We start from the raw sequence: 22,412 nt of genomic DNA on the forward strand, positions 1-22,412 counted from the left end.
CCGGTGCTCAGGGCGACGCTGCGGAGCTTCCTCGCGCACAAGGGCCGGCTGCTGCTCTCGGCGCTCGCGATCATCCTGTCCGTGGCCTTCGTCGCGGGCAGCCTGATCTTCTCGGACACGGTGACCCGCACCTTCGACCGGCTCTTCCACTCCACCGCCGCCGACGTCACCGTCTCCCCCAAGGAGGACCTGAAGTCCTCCGTGCCAACCGGCGAGACCCGGACCGTGCCCGCCGAGCTGGCGCGGCGGCTGGCGCGGGTCGACGGGGTCAGGTCGACCCACGCGGAGGTCGGCGTCCAGAACGTCACGATCGTCGACCGGCACGACAAGTCGGTGGGACCGACCACCGGCGCACCCACCATCGCCACGGACTGGTACCTGACCGACCGCAGCCCCGTGCGGCTGACCTCCGGTCATGCCCCGCACGGCGCGGGCGAGGCGCTGCTCGACGCGGACACCGCCGACAAGAGGCACGTGCGGATCGGCGACCCGCTCACCGTGATGGCCCAGCCCGGCACCTTCCGCGTCCGGGTCGTCGGGATCGCCACCTTCACCACCACCAACCCGGGCGCCGCCCTGGTCTACCTCGACCCCCAGGTGGCCGCCGCCAAGCTGCTCGGCTCCCCCGACCGGGCCACGAGCATCTCCGTGTTCGCCGCGAAGGGCGTGACCGACCCCCAGCTCAAGCAGCGCGTCACCGCCCTGACCGGCACCCGGGACTACGACGTGCGGACGGCGGCTGAGCAGGCCAAGTCCTCGGCGGCGCAACTGGGCGGCTTCCTCGACGTCATCAAGTACGTGATGCTCGGCTTCGCGGGCATCGCGGTCCTGGTCGGCGTCTTCCTGATCGTCAACACCTTCTCCATGCTGATCGCCCAGCGCACCCGCGAACTCGGCCTGCTGCGCGCCCTGGGCGCGGACCGACGGCAGGTGCGCCGCTCCGTGCTCACCGAGGCGGTGCTGCTGGGCCTGGTCGGCTCGACGCTGGGCCTGGCGGCCGGGATCGGGCTCGCCGCCGGGCTGATCAAGCTGATGAGCACCTTCGGCATGAACCTCACCACGGCCGAGATGGTCGTCGGCTGGGCGACACCGGTCGCCGCGTACGTCGTCGGGGTCGGCGTCACCTTCGTCGCGGCCTACCTCCCGGCACGGCGCGCCGCCGGTGTGTCCCCGATGGCGGCGCTGGCGGACGCCGAGGTGGCGGGCGTCGGGCGTCCCCTGAAGGTCCGTGCCGTGGCCGGGTCCGTCGTGGGGGTGCTCGGGGTGGCCGCGCTGGCGGGCTGCGCCGCGTCCTCGAAGACCGCCTCGGCGGCCTCCCTGCTGGGGCTCGGCGTGGTCCTGACGCTCATCGCGACCGTGATCGCCGGACCGCTTCTGGTCCGGCCGATGATCCGGGTGCTGGGCGGGGCCTTCCCCGCGCTGTTCGGCTCGGTCGGCCGGATGAGCCAGCGCAACGCGCTGCGCAACCCCCGCCGTACCGGCGCCACCGCGGCCGCGCTCATGGTGGGCCTCGCCCTCGTGGGCGGGATGTCGGTGGCCAGCGCCTCCATGTCCAAGTCCTTCGACCGGCAGATCGACAAGACGCTCGGCGCCGACTTCATGGTGCAGAACAGCAACTTCATGCCGTTCAACCAGGAGATCACCGACAAGGTACGGGCGACGGACGGCGTCCGTCTCGTCGTCCGGGAGCGCTTCACGGCCGTCGCGGTACGGCTGCCGGACGGAAAGCGGGTCGAGACGACGGCCGCGGGCTTCGACCCGAGACTCGACGAGGTCGCGCACATCACCTACACCCGGGGCGACACGGCGTCCGCGCTGGCCGACGGCGGCATCGCCATGGACGCGAAGTTCGCCGACGACCACCACGTACGGCTGGGCAGCGTGCTGCCCGTCGAGTTCCCCGGCCGGCAGACCACCCGGGTCCGGGTCGGCGCCCTGACCAACCAGGAGGGCTCCAGCGGGTTCGGCACCCAGGGCGGGCTGTACTTCGGCATCGCCACGGTGGAGAAGTACGTGCCGGGCGGGCAGGACACCGTGCTCTACGTCGACAAGGCCGCCGGCACCAGCGCCGACCAGCTGCGCAAGAACCTGGAGACCACGCTCAAGCCCTATCCGCAGGTCCAGGTCCGCGACCAGGCCGACTACAAGAAACTGATCCACGACCAGATCGCCGTGCTGCTCTACCTGGTGTACGCGCTGCTCGGACTGGCGATCATCATCGCGGTGCTCGGCGTGGTCAACACCCTCGCCCTGTCGGTGGTGGAGCGCACCCGGGAGATCGGCCTGCTGCGGGCCATCGGGCTCGCCCGGCGCCAGTTGCGGCGGATGATCCGGCTGGAGTCGGTGGTGATCGCGGTCTTCGGCGCGGTGCTCGGGCTCGCGCTCGGTCTGGTGTGGGGCGTGTGCACCCAGCAGGTGCTGGCGCTGCAGGGCATGAAGGCGCTGGCCATCCCCTGGGGCACGATCGTCGCGGTGGTGATCGGCTCGGCGGTGGTGGGTGTCGTGGCGGCCCTGCTGCCCGCGTTGCGAGCGTCGCGCATGAACGTGCTGGCGGCCATCGCCCACGACTGAGGGAGCCTCCGTCCTGACGACGAGGAGTTTTCATCCCCCGCACGTGCCGCTTCGGCATCGGCCTGATCGGCCCCGCTCCACGCGGGCCTCTGGCTGCGGTGCGCCGTCGAGGCGTTGGAGCGGCTGCTCGCCTCCGAGGAACCCCTGTGCCGCTGACAGTCGGCGTGTGCCCGACACGACCGTCGAAGAGACGCTGGAGCTGGAGGCGTTCGCCCCGGTCATGGACCGGCTGCGCGGGCGCTGAGCGTCCGGATGGTGGAATTCCGTGTCCCGGCCGGTCGGCGGTGCTGGGATCGCCGTATGACTGAACCGCGCACACGAGCCGCGACATCCGACGACCTCGACACCGTCCTCGCCTTCTGGAAGACGGCCGCCGAGGGCACCAGCATCAGCGACGACCGGGACGGCGTGGAGCGGCTGGTCGGCCGTGACTCCGAGGCGCTGATCCTGGCCGAGCAGGACGGCGAACTGGTCGGGACCGTCATCGCGGGCTTCGACGGCTGGCGCTGTCATCTGTACCGGCTGGCGGTGCATCCGGGGCGGCGCCGGCAGGGCATCGGCTCGGCGTTGCTGGCGGCGGCCGAGGAGCGGTTCGTCCGGCTCGGCGGGCGGCGCGGGGACGCGATGGTGCTGGTCCGCAACGAGACGGCGCATCACGCCTGGCGCGCGGCCGGGTACGAGCCGCAGGAGCAGTGGCGGCGCTGGGTGAAGCCCTTCGCCGACTGAGGTACTTTGCCCATCCTTTACCATGGGAGGACCCTTCGGTCCCCGCATCGGGGACCACCCGGTCCGGCATGAAAGGTGTGAGCGTCCGCCCATGGGCGAGCCCCCCAGTAGCACGCGCAGTGTCCGACATCGCGCGATCCTCCCCGCCCTGCCCGACGATGGGACGGAGGTGACCCGATGACCGAAGTGCTCCTGCTGCTGGTGGCGATCCTGCTCTCGCTCGCCTGCGGCGCCTTCGTCGCGGCCGAGTTCTCCCTGACCACGGTCGAGCGGGGCGAATTGGAGCGGGCCGCGGAGCGCGGCGAGCGGGGCGCCTCGGGCGCTCTGAAGGCCGTACGGAACCTGACGTTCCAGCTCTCCGGCGCCCAGCTCGGCATCACCGTCACCAACCTGGTCGTCGGCATGCTCGCCGAACCGTCCATCGCCAAACTGATCGCGGGCCCGATCCAGGCGCTGGGTCTGTCGCGCTCCGCGGCCGACTCGATCGCCCTGGTGCTCGGTACGGCCCTGTCGACCGTCTTCCTGATGGTCGTCGGCGAGCTGGTGCCCAAGAACTGGGCCATCTCCTCGCCGCTGGCCATGGCCAAGCGGGTGGGCAACGCCCAGCGCTGGTTCAGCGCGGCCTTCCGGCCCTTCATCGCCCACCTCAACAACACGGCCAACCGCGTGGTGCGCCGCTTCGGCCTGGAGCCCGCCGAGGAGCTGGCCTCGGCGCGCGGCCCCCAGGAGCTGGCCGCGCTGGCCCGGCACTCCGCGCGGGAGGGGGCCCTGGAGGCGGACACCGCGGAGCTGTTCGTACGCACCCTGAACCTCGCCGACCTGACGGCGGAGAACGTGATGACCCCGCGCGTGCAGGTCATCGCCCTGGACGCCCAGGCCACCTGCGAGGACGTGGCCAACGCGACCCGCGCGACCGGGCTGTCCCGCTTCCCCGTCCACCGCGGCGGCCTCGACTCGGTCGTCGGCACCGCGCACATCAAGGACGTGCTGGCGATACCAGCCGACCGTCGTCTGCGCGTACCCGTCTCCGAGATCATGCGCGAGCCGCTGCTCGTCCCGGAGACGCTCACCGTCGACCGGCTGCTCGACCGGCTGTCCGGCAAGCGGACCATGGCCGTCGTGATCGACGAGTACGGCGGCACCGCCGGCGTGGCCACCCTGGAGGACATCGTCGAGGAGGTCGTCGGCGAGGTGCGCGACGAGCACGATCCGCACGAGACACCCGACCTCGCCCCGGCGGGCAGCGACAACGACGGCCGGGCCCTGTACTCGGCCGACGGCTCCGCCCGCGTCGACCAGCTCGCCCGCGTCGGACTCCGGGCGCCCGAGGGACCGTACGAGACGCTGGCCGGCCTCGTCGCGAGCGAGCTCGGCCGCATCCCGGCCACCGGCGACACCGTCGACGTCGCCGGATGGCGGCTGGACGTGGTGGACGCCTCGGGGCGCCGGGCCGCGCGGGTACTGATGCACGCGCCGTTCGACGACAGCGCCGACCGAACCGTCGAGGAGGGTGGGAAGTGACCGCCGTACAGCTGCTGATCGGCCTTCTGACGCTCGTCGTCAACGCCTTCTTCGTCGGCGCCGAGTTCGCGCTGATCTCGGTGCGCCGCAGCCAGATCGAACCGCACGCCGAGGAGGGCGACCGGCGGGCCCGGAGCGTGCTGTGGGGTCTGGAGCACGTGTCCGCGCTGCTGGCGGCGGCCCAGCTCGGCATCACGCTGTGCACCCTGGTCCTCGGTGTCGTCGCCGAGCCGGCCATCGCGCATCTGCTGGAGCCGGTGTTCCACGCCGTGGGCGTGTCCAAGGGCGCGGGGCACGCGGTGTCCTTCGTGATCGCTCTGTCCCTGGCGACCTATCTGCACATGCTGCTCGGCGAGATGGTGCCGAAGAACGTCGCGCTCGCCGAACCGGTGCGCAGCGCGCTGCTGCTCGGGCCGCCGCTGGTCGCCCTGTCCCGCGCCCTGCGTCCGGTGATCTTCACGGTCAACGCCTTCGCCAACGTCCTGCTGAGGCTGCTGCGGGTGGAGGCCAGGGACGAGGTCGCGGCGACCTTCTCGGACGCCGAGCTGGCCCGCATCGTGCGGGACTCGGGCGAGGCGGGTCTGATCGACGACCGTGCGCTGGAGCGGCTCAACGACGCCCTGGAACTGGGCCGGCGTCCGGTGCGCGATGTCGTCCTGCCGCTGGAACGCGTCGTCTACGCGCGCGTGGGGGTCACTCCGGAGGAGCTGGAGCGGCTGTCGGCCGAGTCGGGATTCTCGCGCTTCCCGGTCGTCGACGAGGGCCGCCGGATCACCGGCTATCTGCATGTCAAGGACGCCTTGGACGCCGCCGGCCGGGACGTGCCCTTCCGGGTGCGGGACATGCGGCCCATCGCGCGCGTACGGGCGGCCACCCCGCTGGACGACGTCCTGACGGCGATGCGCCGCAGCCGTACCCATCTCGCCGCCGTGCTCGGTGACGACGGGCGGCTGGAGGGGATGGTGACCATGGAGGACGTGCTGCGGGAGCTGTTCGGACAGCCCGCCTGACCACGGGCACCGGGAGGCCGACCGACCGACGGGTATGGCAAGCGGGTTACCATCTCAACCGCCATGCAGAAGAACCCCACGTACACCAGCCTCGTCGCGGTCGGCGACTCCTTCACCGAGGGCATGTCGGACCTCCTCCCGGACGGCTCCTACCGGGGCTGGGCCGATCTCCTGGCCGGCCGGATGGCCGCCGTGACCCCCGGTTTCCGGTACGCCAACCTCGCCGTGCGCGGCAAACTGATCGGGCAGATCGTCGAGGAGCAGGTCGACGTGGCGGCGGCCATGCGGCCCGATGTGATCACCCTGGTCGGCGGCCTCAACGACACCCTGCGGCCGAAGTGCGACATGGGCCGCGTCCGAGGGCTGCTGACGGAGGCGGTGGAGCGGCTGGCGCCGTCCTGCGAGCAGCTGGTGCTGATGCGCAGCCCCGGCCGGCAGGGCCCGGTCCTGGAGCGGTTCCGGCCGCGCATGGAGGAACTGTTCGCCACCGTCGACAAGCTGGCGGCACGGCACGGCGCCCTGGTCGTCGACCTGTACGGGGCGCCCTCGCTGAGCGATCCGCGGCTGTGGGACGTGGACCGGCTGCACCTGACGGCCGAGGGGCACCGCAGGGTCGCCGAGGCGGTCTGGCAGGGGCTCGGCTACGACCCCGAGGACACCGAGTGGCGCACGCCGATACCGGCCACCGTGCCGCCCGGCTGGCTCGCCCGGCGCATCGCGGACGCGCGGTTCGCCCGGCAGCACCTGCTGCCGTGGATCGGCCGCCGCCTGACGGGCCGCTCCTCGGGTGACGGCCGCCCCGCCAAGCGCCCCGACCTGCTGCCCTACGAGGGCCCGGGGGCGTAGACGCTCATGGTGACGCGAGTGATCAACCTCAGGGGCCGCATCCACGACTTCGGCCCCCGGCTGGAACTCGCCCCCGAGGACCTCGTCTACGTCGGCCGCCGCTGGACCCTGGGCGGCTGGGACCTGCCCCGGCACCCGCTCTCCAACCCCTTCGCGTACGACACCTCCGGGCGCCGCCGGGACGGCACCCGCGCGGAGGTGATGGCGATGTACCGGGCGTATCTGCTGGAGCGTCCCGAGCTGCTGGACCTGGTGCCGGAGCTGCACGGCCGCACGCTGGCCTGCTGGTGCGCGCCCGAGCTGTGCCACGCGGACGTGCTGGCGGAACTCGCCGATGCCGCACCGTGACGCCGGTCTCGTAGCATCCGACGAACCGGGCCGCGGCGCTGGCCTGCACGAATCGCCAGTAGAATCCATCCACGTGACTTCCGCTCCCGCCAAGCCCCGCATCCCGAACGTCCTCGCCGGACGCTACGCCTCCGCCGAGCTCGCCACGCTCTGGTCGCCCGAGCAGAAGGTGAGGCTGGAGCGGCAGCTCTGGCTCGCCGTGCTGCGGGCCCAGAAGGATCTCGGCATCGAGGTGCCGGACGCGGCGATCGCCGACTACGAGCGCGTCCTCGACACCGTCGACCTGGCCTCCATCGCCGAGCGCGAGAAGGTCACGCGGCACGACGTGAAGGCGCGGATCGAGGAGTTCAACGACCTCGCCGGGCACGAGCACGTGCACAAGGGCATGACCTCCCGCGACCTCACCGAGAACGTGGAGCAGCTGCAGATCCGGCTGTCGCTGGAGCTGATGCGCGACCGCACCGTGGCCGTCCTCGCCCGCCTGGGCAAGCTGGCCGGCGAGTACGGCGAGCTGGTCATGGCCGGCCGCTCGCACAACGTCGCCGCGCAGGCCACCACGCTGGGCAAGCGGTTCGCGACGGCCGCCGACGAACTGCTCGTGGCGTACGGCAGGGTCGAGGAGCTGCTGGGCCGTTACCCGCTGCGCGGCATCAAGGGCCCGGTCGGCACGGCGCAGGACATGCTGGACCTGCTGGGCGGCGACGCGGCCAAGCTCGCCGAGCTGGAGAACCGGATCGCCGGACACCTCGGCTTCTCGCAGGCGTTCACCTCGGTCGGCCAGGTCTACCCGCGCTCACTGGACTACGAGGTCGTCACCGCCCTGGTCCAGCTGGCCGCCGCTCCCTCCTCGCTCGCCAAGACGATCCGGCTGATGGCCGGGCACGAGCTGGTGACCGAGGGCTTCAAGCCGGGCCAGGTCGGTTCCTCCGCGATGCCGCACAAGATGAACACGCGGTCCTGCGAGCGCGTCAACGGCCTCATGGTCGTCCTGCGCGGCTACGCCTCCATGACCGGCGAGCTGGCGGGCGACCAGTGGAACGAGGGGGACGTCTCCTGCTCGGTGGTGCGCCGGGTGGCCCTGCCGGACGCCTTCTTCGCGCTGGACGGGCTGCTGGAGACGTTCCTGACGGTCCTGGACGAGTTCGGCGCGTTCCCGGCGGTGGTCGCGCGCGAGCTGGACCGCTACCTTCCCTTCCTCGCCACGACCAAGGTCCTCATGGGCGCGGTGCGTGCCGGTGTGGGCCGCGAGGTCGCGCACGAGGCCATCAAGGAGAACGCCGTCGCCTCCGCGCTGGCGATGCGCGAGCAGGGCGCCGAGCGCAACGAACTGCTCGACAAGCTGGCCGCCGACGAGCGCATCCCCCTCGACCGTGCCCGGCTGGACGCGCTGATGGCCGACAAGCTGTCCTTCACCGGCGCCGCGGCCGCCCAGGTCGCCGCGGTCGTCGGCCGCGTCGAGGAGATCGTCAAGCAGCACCCGGAGGCCGCGGGCTACACGCCGGGGGCGATCCTCTGACCCGCTTCACCCAGGAGGAACTGGAGGCCGCGCGCGACCGTCTCGTCCCGGACGTGGTCGCGGACGGCCTCCATGTCCTGTTCTGCGGCATCAACCCCGGCCTGATGACGGCGGCGACGGGCCATCACTTCGCCCGCCCCGGCAACCGGTTCTGGCCGGTGCTGCACCTGTCGGGCTTCACGCCCCGGCTGCTGAAGCCCGCGGAGCAGGGGGAGTTGCTGTCGTACGGGCTCGGCATCACGAACGTCGTGGCGCGGGCGACCGCGCGGGCGGACGAGCTGAGCGCGGAGGAGTACCGGGAGGGCGGGCGGCAGTTGGCGCTGAAGGTGGCGCGGCTGAGGCCCCGCTGGCTGGCGGTGGTGGGGGTGACCGCGTACCGGGCGGCCTTCGACGACCGCAAGGCCCAAGTGGGGCCGCAGGACCGGGTGATCGGGGACACGCGCGTGTGGGTGCTGCCGAATCCGAGCGGGCTGAACGCGCATTGGACGGCGCAGACGATGGCCGAGGAGTTCGCGAGGCTCCGGGTGGCGGCGGAGGGTCAGCCGGTCAGGGCCCTTCGGCGTCGGTGACCGCGGCGAGCAGTCGGGCCGCGTCGGCATCCTCCCGGTCGGAGACGGTCAGGGTGATCCAGCGCCCGGTCCGGCCGGCCGGCCAGGTGCGCAGGTCGTCCACCAGCACGCCGAGCTTCGCCCACGGCTGGGCTATCTCCTCGCCGCGTATGAGGCGTTCCCTGAGCGTCGTCGTCCCCCAGTGGTCGTGCGCGCCCAGGCGTTCGTTGAGCCGCTGGATCATCGCCACCTCGTAGGCGTACATGTCCTCCGGGCTCGGCCAGGTGACCGGCCCTAACGGGACCACGAAGTATCCGGGCCCGCCGCAGCCCATCTCCGTACTGCCGTGTTCCGTGGGGAAGTCCTGGACACACAGCAGGTCGAGCACGGCGAGGTCCCTCACGATGTCCATGTGATCCAGTATTGCCGCCACCACTGACAATTGGTGAGGCGTCAGGCGTCCCGGCGTCGAACGCTCCACGCTCCCGCCACCAGCGCGGCCGTCGCCCACAACGCCGTCACCGCCGGCCCGCCCCACGGTCCGAGGAGACCGCCGCCGTCGGCGTGGAGGACCGCCTGGCCCGCCCGGTCCGGGAGGACGTCCGCCACCGTGCCGGACATGTCCCCGACCACGAACGAGACGATGAGCAGGAACGGGATCAGGACGCTTAGTGTCGCGACACCGCTGCGCAGCAGGGCGGTCAGTCCGGCCGCCAGCAGAGCCATCAGCGTCAGATAGACCGCACAGCCGACGACTCCGCGCACCTCTTCGCTCCACGTCAGCCCGTCCGCCTCCGCCCCCAGCGCCGCCTCCCCGACCGCAAGGCTCACACCACCGGTGACCAGCCCCACCCCCAGCACGGGAACGGCGACGGCGACCGCCTTGGCCGCGAACCACCGTCCCCGCCACGGCACCGCGGCCAGCGTGGCGTGCAGCGCGCCGCCCCGGAACTCGGCCGCCACCGCCGTCGTACCGAAGGCGATCGCGGCGATCTGCCCGAAGTTGACACCGAAGAACACCGAGAACAGCGGGTCGAAGTCGGCCCCGTCGCTGTCGGTCGCGGCGAGCGCGGCGAAGAGGGCGGTGGCCGGCAGGACGGCGCACAGAGCGGCGACGAGCGACCGGAGGGTACGGATCTTCAGCCACTCGGAGTGGAGCACGGGTGTGAACGCCATGGTCAGGCCTCCTGGGTTGGTGCGGTGAACTCGGCCTCGGTTCCCGTCAGGTCCAGATAGGCCTGCTCCAAGGTGCCCTCCTCCGCCGCGAGTTCGAGGATCGGGACGCCGGCGGCGGAGAGGAGGCGGCCGATGTCGTCCACGCGCGCGTGCTCCACCGTCCAGTGCCCCTCCCCCTGCTCGACGGCTTCGTGGCCGTGGTGCGCGAGGGCGGTCGTGAGTGCCGTGGGGTCGGTCGTGCGGATCCGCACCCGGGGCCGCACGCGCGTGTCGATGAACTCCCGCATGGGAGTGTCCGCGAGCAGTCGTCCGCGTCCGAGGACCAGGAGGTCGTCGGCGAAGGACGCGGTCTCGTTCATCAGATGGCTGGAGACCAGGACCGTACGGCCCTCCTTCGCGAGCCGGCGCAGCAATGCGCGGATCCAGATGATGCCTTCGGGGTCGAGGCCGTTGGCGGGTTCGTCGAGCAGGACCACGGCGGGGTCGCCGAGCAGGGCGGCCGCGATGCCGAGGCGCTGCCGCATGCCGAGCGAGTACGTCCGCACCCGGCGCCCGGCGACCGGTGCCAGCCCCGTCTCCTCCAGCACCTCGTCGGCCCGCCGCCCCGGGATGCGGTTGCCGGCCGCCAGGACGCGCAGATGGTCGCGTCCGGTGCGGGAGCCGTGCGCGGCCCGCGCGTCGAGCAGCGCGCCGACGTGGCGCAGGGGTTCGCCGAGTTCGGTGTAGCGGCGGCCGCCGATGGTGGCGGTGCCCGACGTGGGGTGGTCGAGACCGAGCACCAGCCGCATGGTGGTGGTCTTTCCGGCGCCGTTGGGGCCGAGGAAGCCGGTGACCCGGCCGGGGCGGACGCGGAAGGTGAGGTGGTCGACGGCGCGCCGGGTGCCGTGGTCCTTGGTGAGGTCGTGGACGTCGATGCTGGTCATGGCGGCAGCGTGGCCGCCGGGACGAGGCGGTCACCTCCCCCGCGGGTGGCGTTCGTCTCCCCCGCCCGGGGGAGGTCCGGTGTCGGTGGCGGCTGGCACGATGACGAAATGGCCCGCTTTCTGCGCCCGTTGCTCCGGGGGACGACGTACACACGCCTGCTGCACCTGTGGGTGCCGATGCTGGTCGTCAGCGTGTGGCTGTACGTCGACATGTCGAGGTGGTGGGTACCGGCGGCCGTGCTGGTCCCGGTCGGTCTCGTTCCGGCGGTGCGCATCGGCGAAGGGGTGCAGGCACGGCTGCTGCTGACGCCCGGTGGGCAGGACCCGGGGATCGCGGTGGGCCCGGCGACGACGTGGCGGGACCGGCTGCGCACGGTGCTGTGGCTGGAGGTGCGGATGGCGCTGGGAGTACCGGTGGCGTTCGCCTGCGTCTGGCTGCCGATACTCACCTTCGAACTGGTCGGGACGGCCCGCGGACGCGTCCCCGACGACATCCCGGTCCTCGACCAGGCCCAACCCCACTGGGCGTACGCCCTGTTGGCGCCCCTCCCGCTCATCGCCCTGTACGGGGTCGTCGTCGGCCTGGGCGAGGTCGTCACCGCCGTCGCACGCCGGCTCCTCGGTCCCTCCGCGGCCGAGCGTCTCGAGGCCCTGGAGGCGCGCACCGAGCAGCTCCTGGAGCGCAACCGCATCGCGCGCGAACTGCACGACTCCATCGGGCACGCCCTCACGGTGGCCGTGGTCCAGGCGGGCGCCGCCCGTGCCGCGGGCGACCCGGAGTTCACCGGCCGGGCGCTCGCCGCCATCGAGGACACCGGGCGCGCCGCGCTGGAGGACCTGGAGCGGGTGCTCGCCGTGCTGCGGGAGGCGGAGCGGCCGGTGAGCGGCAGGCCCACGCTGGCGGAGGCGGACCGGCTGCTGGAGTCCGCTCGCGGGTCCGGCGCCAAGGTCGACGCCGACGTCTCCGGTCCGCTGGAGTCGATACCGGGCCCCGTCTCCCGCGAGGGCTACCGCATCCTCCAGGAGGCCCTGACCAATGTGCTGCGGCACGCGGGTGCCGTCCCCGTGCGCGTCCGCGTCCGCGTCGAGGTCACGGACGGGATGCTCACCCTGCAGGTCCGCAATCCGCTGCCCGCCGGTGTGTCCGGTCCGGGCCGGGGCAGCGGGCTGCGCGGGATGCGCGAGCGCGCGGCGCTGCTCGGCGGCCGTGCACGCACCGGGCCCGACGAGGGCGACTGGCAGGTACGGGTGGAGCTGCCAGTCAGTTGATCTACGCTGGCCGGATGCCGGTGACCGTTCTCCTCGTCGACGACGAGCCCCTCGTCCGGGCCGGTCTGCGGGCCGTGCTGGAGGCGCAGCCCGACATCGAGGTGGTGGGAGAGGCGGCCGACGGCGCGGCGGTGATCCCGCTGGTACGGCGACTGCGGCCCGACGTGGTCGCCATGGACGTGCGGATGCCGCTGATGGACGGGATCGAGGCCACGCGCGCGGTACTGCGCACGGTCGACGACCCGCCGAAGATCGTCGTCGTGACGACCTTCGAGAACGACGAGTACGTGTACGAGGCGCTGCGCGCCGGAGCCGACGGGTTCCTGCTGAAACGGGCGCGGCCGGCCGAGATCGTGCACGCGGTGCGGTTGGTCGCCGAGGGCGAGTCGCTGCTGTTCCCGGCCTCGGTACGGCGGCTGGCCGCCGCCCACGGTGACGCCGGCGGGAACCAGGAGGCGCGGGCGGTGCTGGAGCGGGCGCGGCTGACCGAGCGGGAGGCGGAGGTGCTGCGGCTGATGGCCCGGGGGCTGTCGAACGCCGAGATCGCCGCCCGGCTGGTCGTCGGCACGGAGACGGTGAAGTCGCATGTCAGCGGCGTCCTGGCGAAGTTGGGGGCGCGGGACCGCACCCAGGCCGTGATCGCCGCGTACGAGTCGGGGTTCGTGGCGCCGGGATGACGTGCCCCTTGGGACACCGGCACTCGCCGGGTTCCGCCACGACGAGTACCATCCGGCCAACACGCGCACGAGCTGGGAGGACGGACCGTGGGGCGGCTGACCGGCGGGGATCCCTCGCTGCTGCGAAGGATCAACTCCGCGGTGGTGCTGCACGCGCTGCGCGCCACGGACTGCGCGACGCTCACCGAGATCACCCGGGTGACCGGGTTGTCCCGGCCGACCGTCGAAGGCGTCGTCGAAGGGCTGATCGAGGCGGGGTACGTCGTCGAGAAGGCCCCGGACGAGAGCGTGATCCGGCGTCAGGGGCGGCCCGCGCGCAGGTTCCGTTTCCGGGCCGAGGCGGGACATCTGCTGGGCCTGGACATCGGTTCCCATCGCGTGGCGGCGCTCCTCGCCGACCTGGACGGGCGGGTGCTGGGCGCGGTTTCGAAGGACGTCGACGAGTCTGCGCCGGCCGACGAACGTCTGGAGCGGCTGCGTACCGCGGTCGCCGAGCTGCTGCGGCGGGCGGGGGTGCCGCGCAGTTCGCTGCGGGCGGTGGGGGTCGCCTCACCGGGGATCGTCGAAGGCGACGGCACGGTACGGCTGTGTGCCGCGCTGCCCGAGTGGACGGGGCTGCACCTCGGAGAGCGGCTGAGCCGGTCCTTCAAGTGTCCGGTGCTGGTGGAGAACGACGCGAACGCGGCGGCGGTCGCCGAGCACTGGAAGGGGGCGGCCACCGAGTCCGACGACGTGGTGTTCGTGCTGGCGGGGCTGAGCCCGGGGGCCGGTTCGCTGATCGGGGGGCAGCTGCACCGGGGGTTCGGCGGGGCGGCCGGGGAGATCGGCGCGCTGCATCTGCTGGGCCGTGAGGCCACGCCGGAGACGCTGCTGTCCACGACCGACGAGCCCCTGCATCCCCTCGACGAGCAGGCCGTCGCCAAGGTCTTCGCGCAGGCCCGGGAGGGCGACCAGCGGGCCCGTGCCGCCGTCGAACGCTTCATCCAGCGCCTCGTCCACGACGTCGCCGCCCTGGTCCTCGCCCTCGACCCCGAGCTCGTCGTCATCGGCGGATGGGCGGCCGGCCTCGACGGCGTCCTGGATCCCCTGCGCCGCGAACTGGCCCGCTACTGCCTCCGTCCCCCGAAGGTGACCCTCTCCCTCCTGGGCGAGGCCGCGGTGGCGACAGGAGCCCTCCGTCTGGCCCTCGACCACGTGGAGGAACAGCTCTTCGCGGTAGAGGCCACAGCAACAGCCCGCCGCGGCCCCGGCCCGGGCAAGGCCCTGGGCCCGTGACAGACCTGCGGATGCCCTGAGGCACTGGGCTCCTGCGGCACCGGACGCCACAGCGGGAGCAACAGCACCGCCAGCACCGCCAGCACCGCCAGCACCGCCAGCAGCAGGCATCCCAGCCGCAGCGGCAGTAACACCCGGGGGCGCGCCAGCCACAGGGCCATACGGCGGCTCAGGGCGGCCACGCCGCATCCGACGCCGACTGGGGCGACGCCCCGGCCTCTCGCCGCTCGGCGCCGGCGCCGAGCCGCAAGCACGGCACCCGCAAGCACCGAACGCGAGCGCAGCACCCGCGTGCCCCCGAGCGACGAACCCGAGCCGATGCCCCACGCCCCCCGCCCGACGCGGAAACGCCGTGCGCCCTGGCGTAGTTGCGGGGCGCACGGCGTGTGTCAGCGGGGTGGGGTCAGGACGCCTGGCGTTCGGGATCCTGGTGGATCTCCACGTTGCCCGAGTCACCGAACGTCAGCCGGCAGGTGTCGGCGCGGTACGTGGCGACGGAGTACGCGGCGATGCGGCCCGCCGCGAGGTAGCGGGTGGTGACGACCAGGACGGGCGCCCCCGGCAGCCGGTCCAGCTCCTTCGCGTCGTCCGCGCGCGCGGAGCCCAGCTCGACCGAGCTCTCCTGCCCCTCCAGCTCCAGCCGCTGCAGCTCACGCAGCACCGCACGCGCGCGTGCCGGTCCGGACGGGGCGTCTATGGCGGAGAGGTCCGGCACCGAGGAGGCGGGGACGTAGAGCAGCTCGGCGGCGACGGGCTGGCCGTGCGAGACCCGGGAGCGGCGCACCGTGTGCACGGCCTCCTCCGGCCCGGTCTCCAGCGCGGCGGCGATGGCGGCCGGCGCTGCGGCCAGGGCGCAGTCGACGGCCTGCCAGACGTCACCGGCGGCCCCCGGCCAGGCGTGCTGCTCCGTGCCCACGGCGACGCCCACCCGCGGCGGGGCGACGGTCGTACCGACCCCGCGGCGGCGCTGCAGCCTGCCCTCCAGTTCGAGCTGCTCCAGGGCCTGGCGGAGCGTCGCGCGGGCGACGCCGAAGCGGGCGGCCAGGTCGCGCTCGTTCGGCAGGATCTCACCGACGGTGAACTCGGAGTCCAGTGCCTCACTGAGCACGGTCTTGAGATGCCAGTATTTCGGTTCCGGCACCGATTCCAGCTGCGTGGTCCCCACCCTGTCCTCCGCAATCGCCGTGGTCCGGCGGCGTTTTAGCGCCCTTGTTTATTAAAGGTTGTTGCACTTCTCTGCGACCATAGGGCGGCCCAAACCCTTGGTCAAGACCAATCCTCGATCCCATAGGACCCGGATAGAGAGCGGTTACCTAATCGAGGGGCAGCGACTGCAACTTGTCGGGGTTGCGCATGATGTACACCGCTTGGACACGGCCCTCGAAGACGTCGAGCTGGAAGACGCTGTCGGGCTTGCCGGCGGACAGCGCCACGATCGCGGGACCGCCGTTGATCTCCATGATGCGGAACGACGGGTCCGGTACGCCCTTCGCCGCGGCGCCGACAAGGAAGCGGCCCACCTTGTCCGCGCTCTCCAGCACCCGCAGCGGCGCCCGCGCCTTCCCGCCGCTGTCGCCCACCAGCCGTACGTCGGGCGCGAGCAGGGCCATGAGCCCGTCCAGGTCACCCTCCCCGGCGGCGGCGAGGAACCGCTCGGTGAGCTCCCGGCGCCGCTCCGGATCGACCTCGTAGCGGGGTCGCCGTTCCTCCACGTGCTTGCGGGCCCGCCCGGCGAGCTGCCGGACCGCCGGTTCACCGCGGTCGAGCATGGCCGCGATGTCGGCGTAGGGGTAGCCGAACGCCTCCCTGAGGACGAAGACGGCGCGCTCCAGCGGGGACAGCGACTCCAGGACGACCAGGACGGCCAGGGAGACGGAGTCGGCGAGCACGGCCCGCTCGGCGGTGTCCGGGACGGTGGCCCCGAAGTCGGTCACGTACGGCTCGGGCAGCCACGGGCCGACGTACGTCTCGCCCCGCGCCTTGACCTGGCGGAGCCGGTCGATGGCCAGGCGGGTGGTGATCCGCACCAGGTACGCGCGCGGCTCGCGCACCTCGCCGCGGTCCGCGCCGGACCAGCGCAGCCATGCCTCCTGGACCACGTCCTCCGCGTCGGCCACCCGGCCGAGCATGCGGTAGGCGACGCCCAGCAGGACGGGCCGGTGCTCTTCGAAGACATCGGTCGCGGTGTCGGTCGTCACGGCCCCATCCCATGCGACGCGTGCGGACATGTCCAGCGGAAATACGTGTGTCCCGGGGGAGATCCCGGAGCAGAATTGGCCGCGAGCCGCCGAGGCGGTCGGCGGTCCGGACGGACGGAGGTGGCCATGCGGTACGCGGTTCTGGGCACGGGCGACGTGGGCCGGACGCTCGGCGGCAAGCTGGCGGAGCTCGGCCACGAGGTGACGCTGGGGTCCCGTACGAAGGACAATCCGGCCGCCCTGGAGTGGGCGCGGGGCGCCGGTGCGGGCGCGCGGGCCGGCACGTTCGCGGAGGCGGCCTCGTCGGCCGAGGTGGTCGTGGTCGCCGTGGGCGGACGGGTGGCGCTCGCCGCGCTGGAGGCGGCCGGGACGGAGAACCTGGACGGCAAGGTCGTCGTCGACGTGACGAACCCGCTGGCGTTCGAGGACGGGCAGGTGCGCCTCGACCCCGTGGGGTCGGACAGCGTGGGCGAGCAGATCCAGCGGGCGTTCCCGCACGCACGCGTGGTGAAGTCGCTGAACACGGTCAACTGCAAGGTGATGGTGGAGCCCTCGCTGGTGCCCGGTGAGCACCAGGTCTTCGTGTGCGGGGACGACGCGGGCGCCAAGGAGCGGGTGACCGGCATGCTCGGCGAGTTCGGGTGGCCGGCGCACCGGGTGCTCGACCTGGGCGGCATCCGCTCGGCACGCGGCGTGGAGATGTTCCTGCCGCTGTGGCTCGACCTGTTCCGGCACACGGGACACGCCGACTTCAACCTGGAGGTGCGCAGGGGACATTGAGCGGGAGCGTTCGAGTCCCGGTGGACGACCCCACGAGGGGCTACCCGTCGGTAGCAATTGCTGACAAGCTGTCTACAGCGCGTCCGTCAGCGAGCACCGAGCGAGCCCCAGTCGAGGAGCACCCATGTCCGCCACCGTCTCCTTCAAGGTCCCTTCCCCACGCGGCCCGCAGCCCGTGACCGTCGCCTACACGCGCGTGGGCCGCGGTGCGCCGCTGCTCCTGCTGCACGGCATCGGTCACCACCGGCAGGCCTGGGACCCGGTGGTGGACATCCTGGCCACCGAGCGCGACGTGATCGCCGTCGACCTGCCCGGCTTCGGCGCCTCCCCGGGGCTGCCGGAGGGGCTGGACTACGACCTCCCGACCACCACGGCCGTGTTCGGCGCGTTCTGCGAGGCGCTGGAGCTGGACCGGCCCCATGTGGCGGGCAACTCGCTCGGCGGCCTGCTCGCCCTGGAACTCGGCCGCGAGCGGCTCGTACGGTCCGTCACCACCCTCTCCCCCGCCGGTTTCTGGTCGGAGGCCGAGCGGCGGTACGCCTTCGGGGTCCTGCTCGCGATGCGCCGTATCGCGCAACGTCTGCCGCTGCCGCTGGTCGAGCGGCTGTCCCGGTCGGCGGCCGGCCGCACGATGCTGACCAGCACCATCTACGCCCGCCCCGGCCGCCGTTCACCGGAGGCCGTGGTCGCCGAGACGCTCGCGCTGGCCGGAGCCACCGGGTTCGACGCCACGCTCAGGTCCGGTGCCACCGTCCTGTTCAGGGACGACATCCCCACGATTCCCGTCACGGTCGCCTGGGGCACGAGGGACATGCTCCTCGTGCGCCGCCAGGGCGTGCGCGCCAAGCAGATCATCCCCAAGGCGCGGCTGGTGCGGCTGCCCGGCTGCGGGCACTGCCCGATGAACGACGATCCGGCGCTGGTCGCCCGCGTCCTCCTCGACGGCAGCCGCTGACCCCGGCCGCCCCCGGGTCAACGCCCCGGACCCGAGGGCGACTCCGGCGCCCACGAGAGCGCTGCCGACGGCCTGGGCGGGCCCGTAGGCGCCCGTTCCGACGAGCGGGGCGGTGCAGGCGGCGGCGACCGGGATCAGGCCGGAGAACAGCGTGGCGCGCTCGACGCCGATGCGCTGCATGCCCATGTACCAGCACACGAAGCCGACGACGGTGACGACCGCCGCCTGCCACACCAGCGCGGCGGCCTCGGCGCCGTCGGGCCCGCGCAGCCACGCCGTGCCGTGCAGCAGGAGTCCGACCACCGCCGACTCGGCCGCGGCGAGCCCGCACACGGTGGCCGACAGCAGCCTGGGTCCCAGCACCTGCAGCACGGGCACGGCCAGGACCGCGAATCCGACCTCGCCGGCGAGCGCGCAGCCCGAGAAGGCGAGCCCGGCCGCGTCCGTACGGCCCCATCCCTGGACGGTGAAGGCGCCGAGGGCGACCAGCGACGCCCCGTACAGCACCCGGCGCCGGGGCCGCCGTCCCGACAGGAGCGGCACCAGGACGGCGACGATCACCGGCGCGCAGCCCACGAGGACGCCGGGGACCGCGGGTTCCGCGCTGCGTTCGGCGGCGATGACAGCGAGGTTGAAGCCGACCATGCCGATGGCGGCGAGGGCCGCGAGCCGCACCCACTGGCGGGCGGTCAGCGTCCGCAGCCGCCTTGCCGCGTCGGCGCCGGCCAGCGGGACGAGGAGCAGACAGGCCGCCCCGTAGCGCAGGAACTGCCCGCCCGCGTACGGGTAGTGGCCGAGGACGCTGTTGGCGGTGAAGGAGCCGCCGACGAGCACACAGGCGAGGGCGGCGAGGAGGGCTCCGCGGGCGGTGGTGGCGTTCATGGTGGTGACGCTAGGGAGCGGGGCGGTCTGGTTTAAGGTCCACTTCCATGAGGCCATCGGGGACCAATCCGGACGGCACGGCGGAGTCCGCCGTCTCCCCCGCCTGGGAGCTGCTGCTGCCGGCCGCCTCCGCCCCGGCACGCGCGCGTGGCCGTTCCCTGCAGGCGGCGCTGCGCGAGGCCGTGCGGTCGGGACGGCTGGCGCCCGGGACGCGGTTGCCGTCGAGCCGGGACCTCGCCACCGACCTCGGGGTGTCACGGGGGCTGGTCACCGAGGCGTACGAGCAGTTGACGGCGGAGGGGTACCTGCGCAGCGGCCGGGGTGCCGGCACCTGGGTGAGCGGCGCGGTACGGGCGGCCCGGCCACGCGCGCGTGACCTCGCGCCCCGGTCGCCCGGCACGGAGGCCGACTTCGTGCCCGGCACACCGGATCTGTCGCTGTTCCCGCGCGCGGCCTGGGCCGCGGCGCAGCGCGGTGTGCTGGCCGAGCTGCCCCACCAGGATCTCGGCTATCCCGATCCGCGCGGGCTGCCCCGACTGCGTACGGCGCTGGCGGAACTGCTCGCGCGCCGCCGGGGCGTGGTGGCGGACCCGGAGCGGATCGTGGTCGTCTCCGGAGTGGCGCAGGCGACGACACTGCTCGGATTCGCGCTCCACGCGCGCGGGCTGCGCACGGTGGGCGTCGAGAACCCCGGAAGCCCCCAGCACGACGCCCTGTACACCGCGGCCGGCGTCACCACCGTGCCCGTTCCCCTGGACGACGAAGGGCTCCGCGTCGGTGCGCTGCGCGAGTCGGACCTGCGGGCCGTGGTGACGACCCCCTCGCACCAGTTCCCCACCGGCATCGCCTACTCGGCGCGCCGCCGGGCCGAACTGCTCGACTGGGCACGCTCGGTGGACGGACTCGTGCTGGAGGACGACTACGACGGCGACTTCCGCTACGACCGCGCCCCCGTCGGCGCCCTGCAGGGCCTCGATCCGGAGCGGGTGGCCTACACGGGGTCGGTCAGCAAGTCGCTCGCCCCGGGGCTGCGGCTCGGCTGGCTGCTCGTGCCGGAGTCGCTGGCCGACGAGGTCGTCGAGCGCAAGCGCACCATGGACCTCGGCCATCCCACCCTGGACCAGGCGCTGTTCGCCCGGTTCGTGGAGCGCGGCGACTACGACCGCCAGCTGCGCCGCTGCCAGCGCGCCTACCGCGAGCGGCGGGACGCGCTCGTCGCCGCGCTGGCGGAGCACCTCCCGGGATCGGAGGTGACGGGCATCGCCGCCGGACTGCACGTCATCGCGGCGCTCCCGCCCCGCTACGGCCCCGAGGAACGCTTCCTCGCGCGCGTGGCCGAAGCCGGTGTCGCCGTACGGCCGCTGACGGACTACACGCACGCGCTTGCCCGGCGGGACGACGACGAGGTCGTGCGACTCGTCCTGGGATACGCCCATCTGTCCCCCGCGCGGATCCGAGCGGGCGTGCGATTGATGGCCGAGTAGTCGATTCCCGCGCCCCGGCGGTCAGTTGTTCACTTGTGGTTTGCGTGTGCGCTGCGGCGCCCCAGTAGGTGTGGGACCGCAACACTGGCCGGATCCCGTCCCTGGAGGCGCATCCATGTCGCACCGTCCGTTCCCCGCCCGCCGCAGCGTGCTGCGCGGCTCGCTCGCCGCGTCGGCGGCCCTGACCCTGCCCACCGCCCTCGGCGCGGCGCCGGCGTTCGCCCTGTCGGGGCGGCCGAAGGCGAGCTGGGGTGTGCAGGCGGGAGACGTGACCACCGACTCCGGGCTGGTCTGGGTGCGTTCCGACCGACCCGCGCGGATGATCGTCGAGACGTCCGCGACCGAGTCGTTCCGCAACCCGCGCCGATGGCACGGTCCGCTGCTGGGCGAGGGCTCGGACTTCACCGGCACGACCCGGCTGCACGGGCTCCCTGCGGGCGAGCAGATCCACTACCGGGTACTGCTCGCCGACCCCGACGACCCGCGCCGCACCGGCGAACCCGTCACCGGCACCTTCCGGACCGCACCCGTCAAGCGCCGCAAGGGCGTCAGGTTCGTGTGGTCCGGCGACCTCGCGGGCCAGGGCTGGGGCATCAACGAGTCCATCGGCGGCTACCGCATCTTCGACGCCATGGCCAAGGTCGACCCGGACTTCTTCCTGTGCAGCGGCGACAACATCTACGCCGACGGCGTCATCTCGGCCACGCAGGCGCTGCCCGACGGCACCGTCTACCGGAACGTCACCACCGAGGAGAAGTCGCACGTCGCGACCACCCTCGCCGACTACCGGGGCAACTTCCGCTACAACCTGCTGGACGCGGCCCTGCGCCGGTTCAACGCCCAGGTGCCCAACATCATCCAGTGGGACGACCACGAGGTCCGCAACAACTGGTACCCGGGCGAGGTCATCGGCACCGGCACCCCCTACCCGGCCGGCACGAAGCTCGACGACCTGGCCGTGCGCTCGCGGCAGGCGTTCTCCGAGTACTTCCCCATCTCCACGATCAGCGGCCGCCCGGACGGCCGGATCTACCGCAAGGTCGGCCACGGTCCGCTGCTGGACGTGTTCGTGCTCGACATGCGCACCTACCGCAACGCCAACTCGCCCGACAACCAGACCACCGACCCGGTCGGCATCCTCGGCCGTGAGCAGCTGGAGTGGCTCAAGCGCGAGCTGGCGAAGTCCCGCGCGGTGTGGAAGGTCATCGCCAACGACATGCCGCTCGGCCTCGTCGTACCCGACCCGGTCGAGGGCAAGCCGAACTTCGAGGCCGTCGCGCAGGGCGACCCGGGAGCGCCGCTCGGCCGCGAGCTGCAGATCGCCGAGCTGCTGCGGTACATCAAGCACCGGCGGATCACCGGCACGGTCTGGCTGACGGCGGACGTCCACCACACCTCGGCCCAGCACTACGACCCCTCACGGGCCGCGTTCAAGGACTTCGAGCCGTTCTGGGAGTTCGTCTCGGGCCCGCTGAACGCCGGCGCCTTCCCGGCCAACGCGCTGGACGGCACGTTCGGCCCCGACCGGGTGTTCGTCAAGGCGCCGACCGCCTCGAACGTGTCACCCGCCCAGGGGTACCAGTTCTTCGGCGAGGTCGACATCGACGGCGACAGCGGGGAGTTGACGGTGCGTCTGCGCGAGTACGACGGCACGGTGCTGTTCACTCGGACACTGCAGCCGGGCCGGGTCGGCCAGTAACTCCCTTA

The 22,412-nt window shown here is 72.8% G+C and carries 20 protein-coding genes and 1 pseudogene; 15 read left to right on the plus strand and 6 right to left on the minus strand.

Annotation, left to right across the window (positions count from 1 at the left end; genetic code table 11):
• Positions 1 to 3 precede the first annotated feature (3 nt).
• From ACWCQ1_RS29585 to mug, 8 genes are all read left to right on the plus strand, one after another.
• Entirely contained in the window at positions 4 to 2,571 is a 2,568-nt protein-coding gene (locus tag ACWCQ1_RS29585) for an ABC transporter permease (RefSeq protein ID WP_451027754.1), read from the plus strand.
• 300 nt (positions 2,572 to 2,871) lie between these two features.
• Complete coding sequence (locus tag ACWCQ1_RS29590; RefSeq protein WP_451027755.1) at positions 2,872 to 3,297, plus strand: GNAT family N-acetyltransferase; 426 nt, start codon at positions 2,872 to 2,874, stop codon at positions 3,295 to 3,297.
• A gap of 177 nt (positions 3,298 to 3,474) precedes the next feature.
• Positions 3,475 to 4,818 carry a hemolysin family protein gene (locus ACWCQ1_RS29595; RefSeq protein WP_451027756.1) on the plus strand — a complete coding sequence of 448 codons (1,344 nt, stop codon included), beginning with the start codon at positions 3,475 to 3,477 and terminating at the stop codon, positions 4,816 to 4,818.
• On the plus strand, positions 4,815 to 5,828 hold the full coding sequence (locus ACWCQ1_RS29600; RefSeq protein ID WP_133047580.1) for a hemolysin family protein: 1,014 nt from the start codon (positions 4,815 to 4,817) through the stop codon (positions 5,826 to 5,828). The genes ACWCQ1_RS29595 and ACWCQ1_RS29600 overlap by 4 nt, the downstream gene beginning before the upstream one ends.
• Before the next feature lie 63 nt (positions 5,829 to 5,891).
• Positions 5,892 to 6,674, plus strand: coding sequence for an SGNH/GDSL hydrolase family protein (locus ACWCQ1_RS29605; RefSeq protein WP_133047579.1), 783 nt, complete (start codon positions 5,892 to 5,894; stop codon positions 6,672 to 6,674).
• A gap of 6 nt (positions 6,675 to 6,680) precedes the next feature.
• On the plus strand, positions 6,681 to 7,022 hold the full coding sequence (locus tag ACWCQ1_RS29610; RefSeq protein ID WP_133047578.1) for a DUF4326 domain-containing protein: 342 nt from the start codon (positions 6,681 to 6,683) through the stop codon (positions 7,020 to 7,022).
• Between the two features lie 73 nt (positions 7,023 to 7,095).
• Positions 7,096 to 8,538, plus strand: coding sequence for an adenylosuccinate lyase (purB, locus tag ACWCQ1_RS29615; protein ID WP_451027757.1), 1,443 nt, complete (start codon positions 7,096 to 7,098; stop codon positions 8,536 to 8,538).
• On the plus strand, positions 8,535 to 9,107 hold the full coding sequence (gene mug / locus ACWCQ1_RS29620; protein WP_133047640.1) for a G/U mismatch-specific DNA glycosylase: 573 nt from the start codon (positions 8,535 to 8,537) through the stop codon (positions 9,105 to 9,107). Before purB ends, mug begins: the two co-directional genes overlap by 4 nt.
• Here the strand turns inward: mug and ACWCQ1_RS29625 are convergent.
• Genes ACWCQ1_RS29625 through ACWCQ1_RS29635 form a run of 3 tightly spaced genes read right to left on the minus strand, consistent with a single transcriptional unit; the run spans position 9,085 to position 11,185 of the window.
• Positions 9,085 to 9,498 carry a hypothetical protein gene (locus tag ACWCQ1_RS29625; protein ID WP_451027758.1) on the minus strand — a complete coding sequence of 138 codons (414 nt, stop codon included), beginning with the start codon at positions 9,496 to 9,498 and terminating at the stop codon, positions 9,085 to 9,087. The genes mug and ACWCQ1_RS29625 overlap by 23 nt on opposite strands.
• 41 nt (positions 9,499 to 9,539) lie before the next feature.
• On the minus strand, positions 9,540 to 10,262 hold the full coding sequence (locus ACWCQ1_RS29630) for an ABC transporter permease (RefSeq protein ID WP_451027759.1): 723 nt from the start codon (positions 10,260 to 10,262) through the stop codon (positions 9,540 to 9,542).
• 2 nt (positions 10,263 to 10,264) lie between these two features.
• Positions 10,265 to 11,185 (minus strand): ATP-binding cassette domain-containing protein, encoded by a 921-nt coding sequence (locus ACWCQ1_RS29635; protein WP_451027760.1) that lies wholly within the window; start codon positions 11,183 to 11,185, stop codon positions 10,265 to 10,267.
• A 108-nt stretch (positions 11,186 to 11,293) separates the two neighbouring features.
• Between ACWCQ1_RS29635 and ACWCQ1_RS29640 the strand changes: the two genes are divergently transcribed.
• The 3 genes from ACWCQ1_RS29640 (at position 11,294) to ACWCQ1_RS29650 (ending at position 14,406) form a co-directional block, all read left to right on the plus strand.
• Positions 11,294 to 12,454: a sensor histidine kinase gene (locus ACWCQ1_RS29640; RefSeq protein ID WP_451027761.1), complete on the plus strand. Its 1,161-nt coding sequence runs from the start codon at positions 11,294 to 11,296 to the stop codon at positions 12,452 to 12,454.
• A gap of 14 nt (positions 12,455 to 12,468) precedes the next feature.
• The gene (locus ACWCQ1_RS29645) at positions 12,469 to 13,131 is read left to right on the plus strand and encodes a response regulator transcription factor (RefSeq protein WP_133047572.1); all 663 of its coding nucleotides are present in this window, start codon (positions 12,469 to 12,471) and stop codon (positions 13,129 to 13,131) included.
• A gap of 87 nt (positions 13,132 to 13,218) precedes the next feature.
• Entirely contained in the window at positions 13,219 to 14,406 is a 1,188-nt protein-coding gene (locus ACWCQ1_RS29650; protein ID WP_358603739.1) for an ROK family transcriptional regulator, read from the plus strand.
• Between the two features lie 403 nt (positions 14,407 to 14,809).
• On the opposite strand, the gene ACWCQ1_RS29655 is transcribed toward ACWCQ1_RS29650, so the two are convergent.
• Both ACWCQ1_RS29655 and ACWCQ1_RS29660 read right to left on the minus strand, forming a co-directional pair.
• Positions 14,810 to 15,571, minus strand: coding sequence for a GntR family transcriptional regulator (locus ACWCQ1_RS29655; RefSeq protein ID WP_133047570.1), 762 nt, complete (start codon positions 15,569 to 15,571; stop codon positions 14,810 to 14,812).
• Between the two features lie 148 nt (positions 15,572 to 15,719).
• Positions 15,720 to 16,604 (minus strand): RNA polymerase sigma-70 factor, encoded by an 885-nt coding sequence (locus ACWCQ1_RS29660; RefSeq protein WP_358603735.1) that lies wholly within the window; start codon positions 16,602 to 16,604, stop codon positions 15,720 to 15,722.
• 126 nt (positions 16,605 to 16,730) lie between these two features.
• Between ACWCQ1_RS29660 and ACWCQ1_RS29665 the strand changes: the two genes are divergently transcribed.
• Both ACWCQ1_RS29665 and ACWCQ1_RS29670 read left to right on the plus strand, forming a co-directional pair.
• On the plus strand, positions 16,731 to 17,384 hold the full coding sequence (locus ACWCQ1_RS29665) for an NADPH-dependent F420 reductase (protein ID WP_451027762.1): 654 nt from the start codon (positions 16,731 to 16,733) through the stop codon (positions 17,382 to 17,384).
• A gap of 124 nt (positions 17,385 to 17,508) precedes the next feature.
• The gene (locus ACWCQ1_RS29670; RefSeq protein ID WP_358603729.1) at positions 17,509 to 18,339 is read left to right on the plus strand and encodes an alpha/beta fold hydrolase; all 831 of its coding nucleotides are present in this window, start codon (positions 17,509 to 17,511) and stop codon (positions 18,337 to 18,339) included.
• Between the two features lie 525 nt (positions 18,340 to 18,864).
• Here ACWCQ1_RS29670 and ACWCQ1_RS29675 read toward each other — a convergent pair.
• Positions 18,865 to 19,278 (minus strand): annotated as a pseudogene (locus ACWCQ1_RS29675) (EamA family transporter); the annotation flags it as partial.
• Between ACWCQ1_RS29675 and pdxR the strand changes: the two are divergent.
• Complete coding sequence (gene pdxR, locus ACWCQ1_RS29680) at positions 19,269 to 20,705, plus strand: MocR-like pyridoxine biosynthesis transcription factor PdxR (RefSeq protein ID WP_451027763.1); 1,437 nt, start codon at positions 19,269 to 19,271, stop codon at positions 20,703 to 20,705. The pseudogene ACWCQ1_RS29675 and the gene pdxR sit on opposite strands and share 10 nt — an antisense overlap.
• A 115-nt stretch (positions 20,706 to 20,820) precedes the next feature.
• On the plus strand, positions 20,821 to 22,404 hold the full coding sequence (locus ACWCQ1_RS29685; protein ID WP_358603726.1) for an alkaline phosphatase D family protein: 1,584 nt from the start codon (positions 20,821 to 20,823) through the stop codon (positions 22,402 to 22,404).
• Positions 22,405 to 22,412: the final 8 nt, after the last annotated feature.

This window comes from Streptomyces sp. NPDC002144 (genome assembly GCF_053593695.1).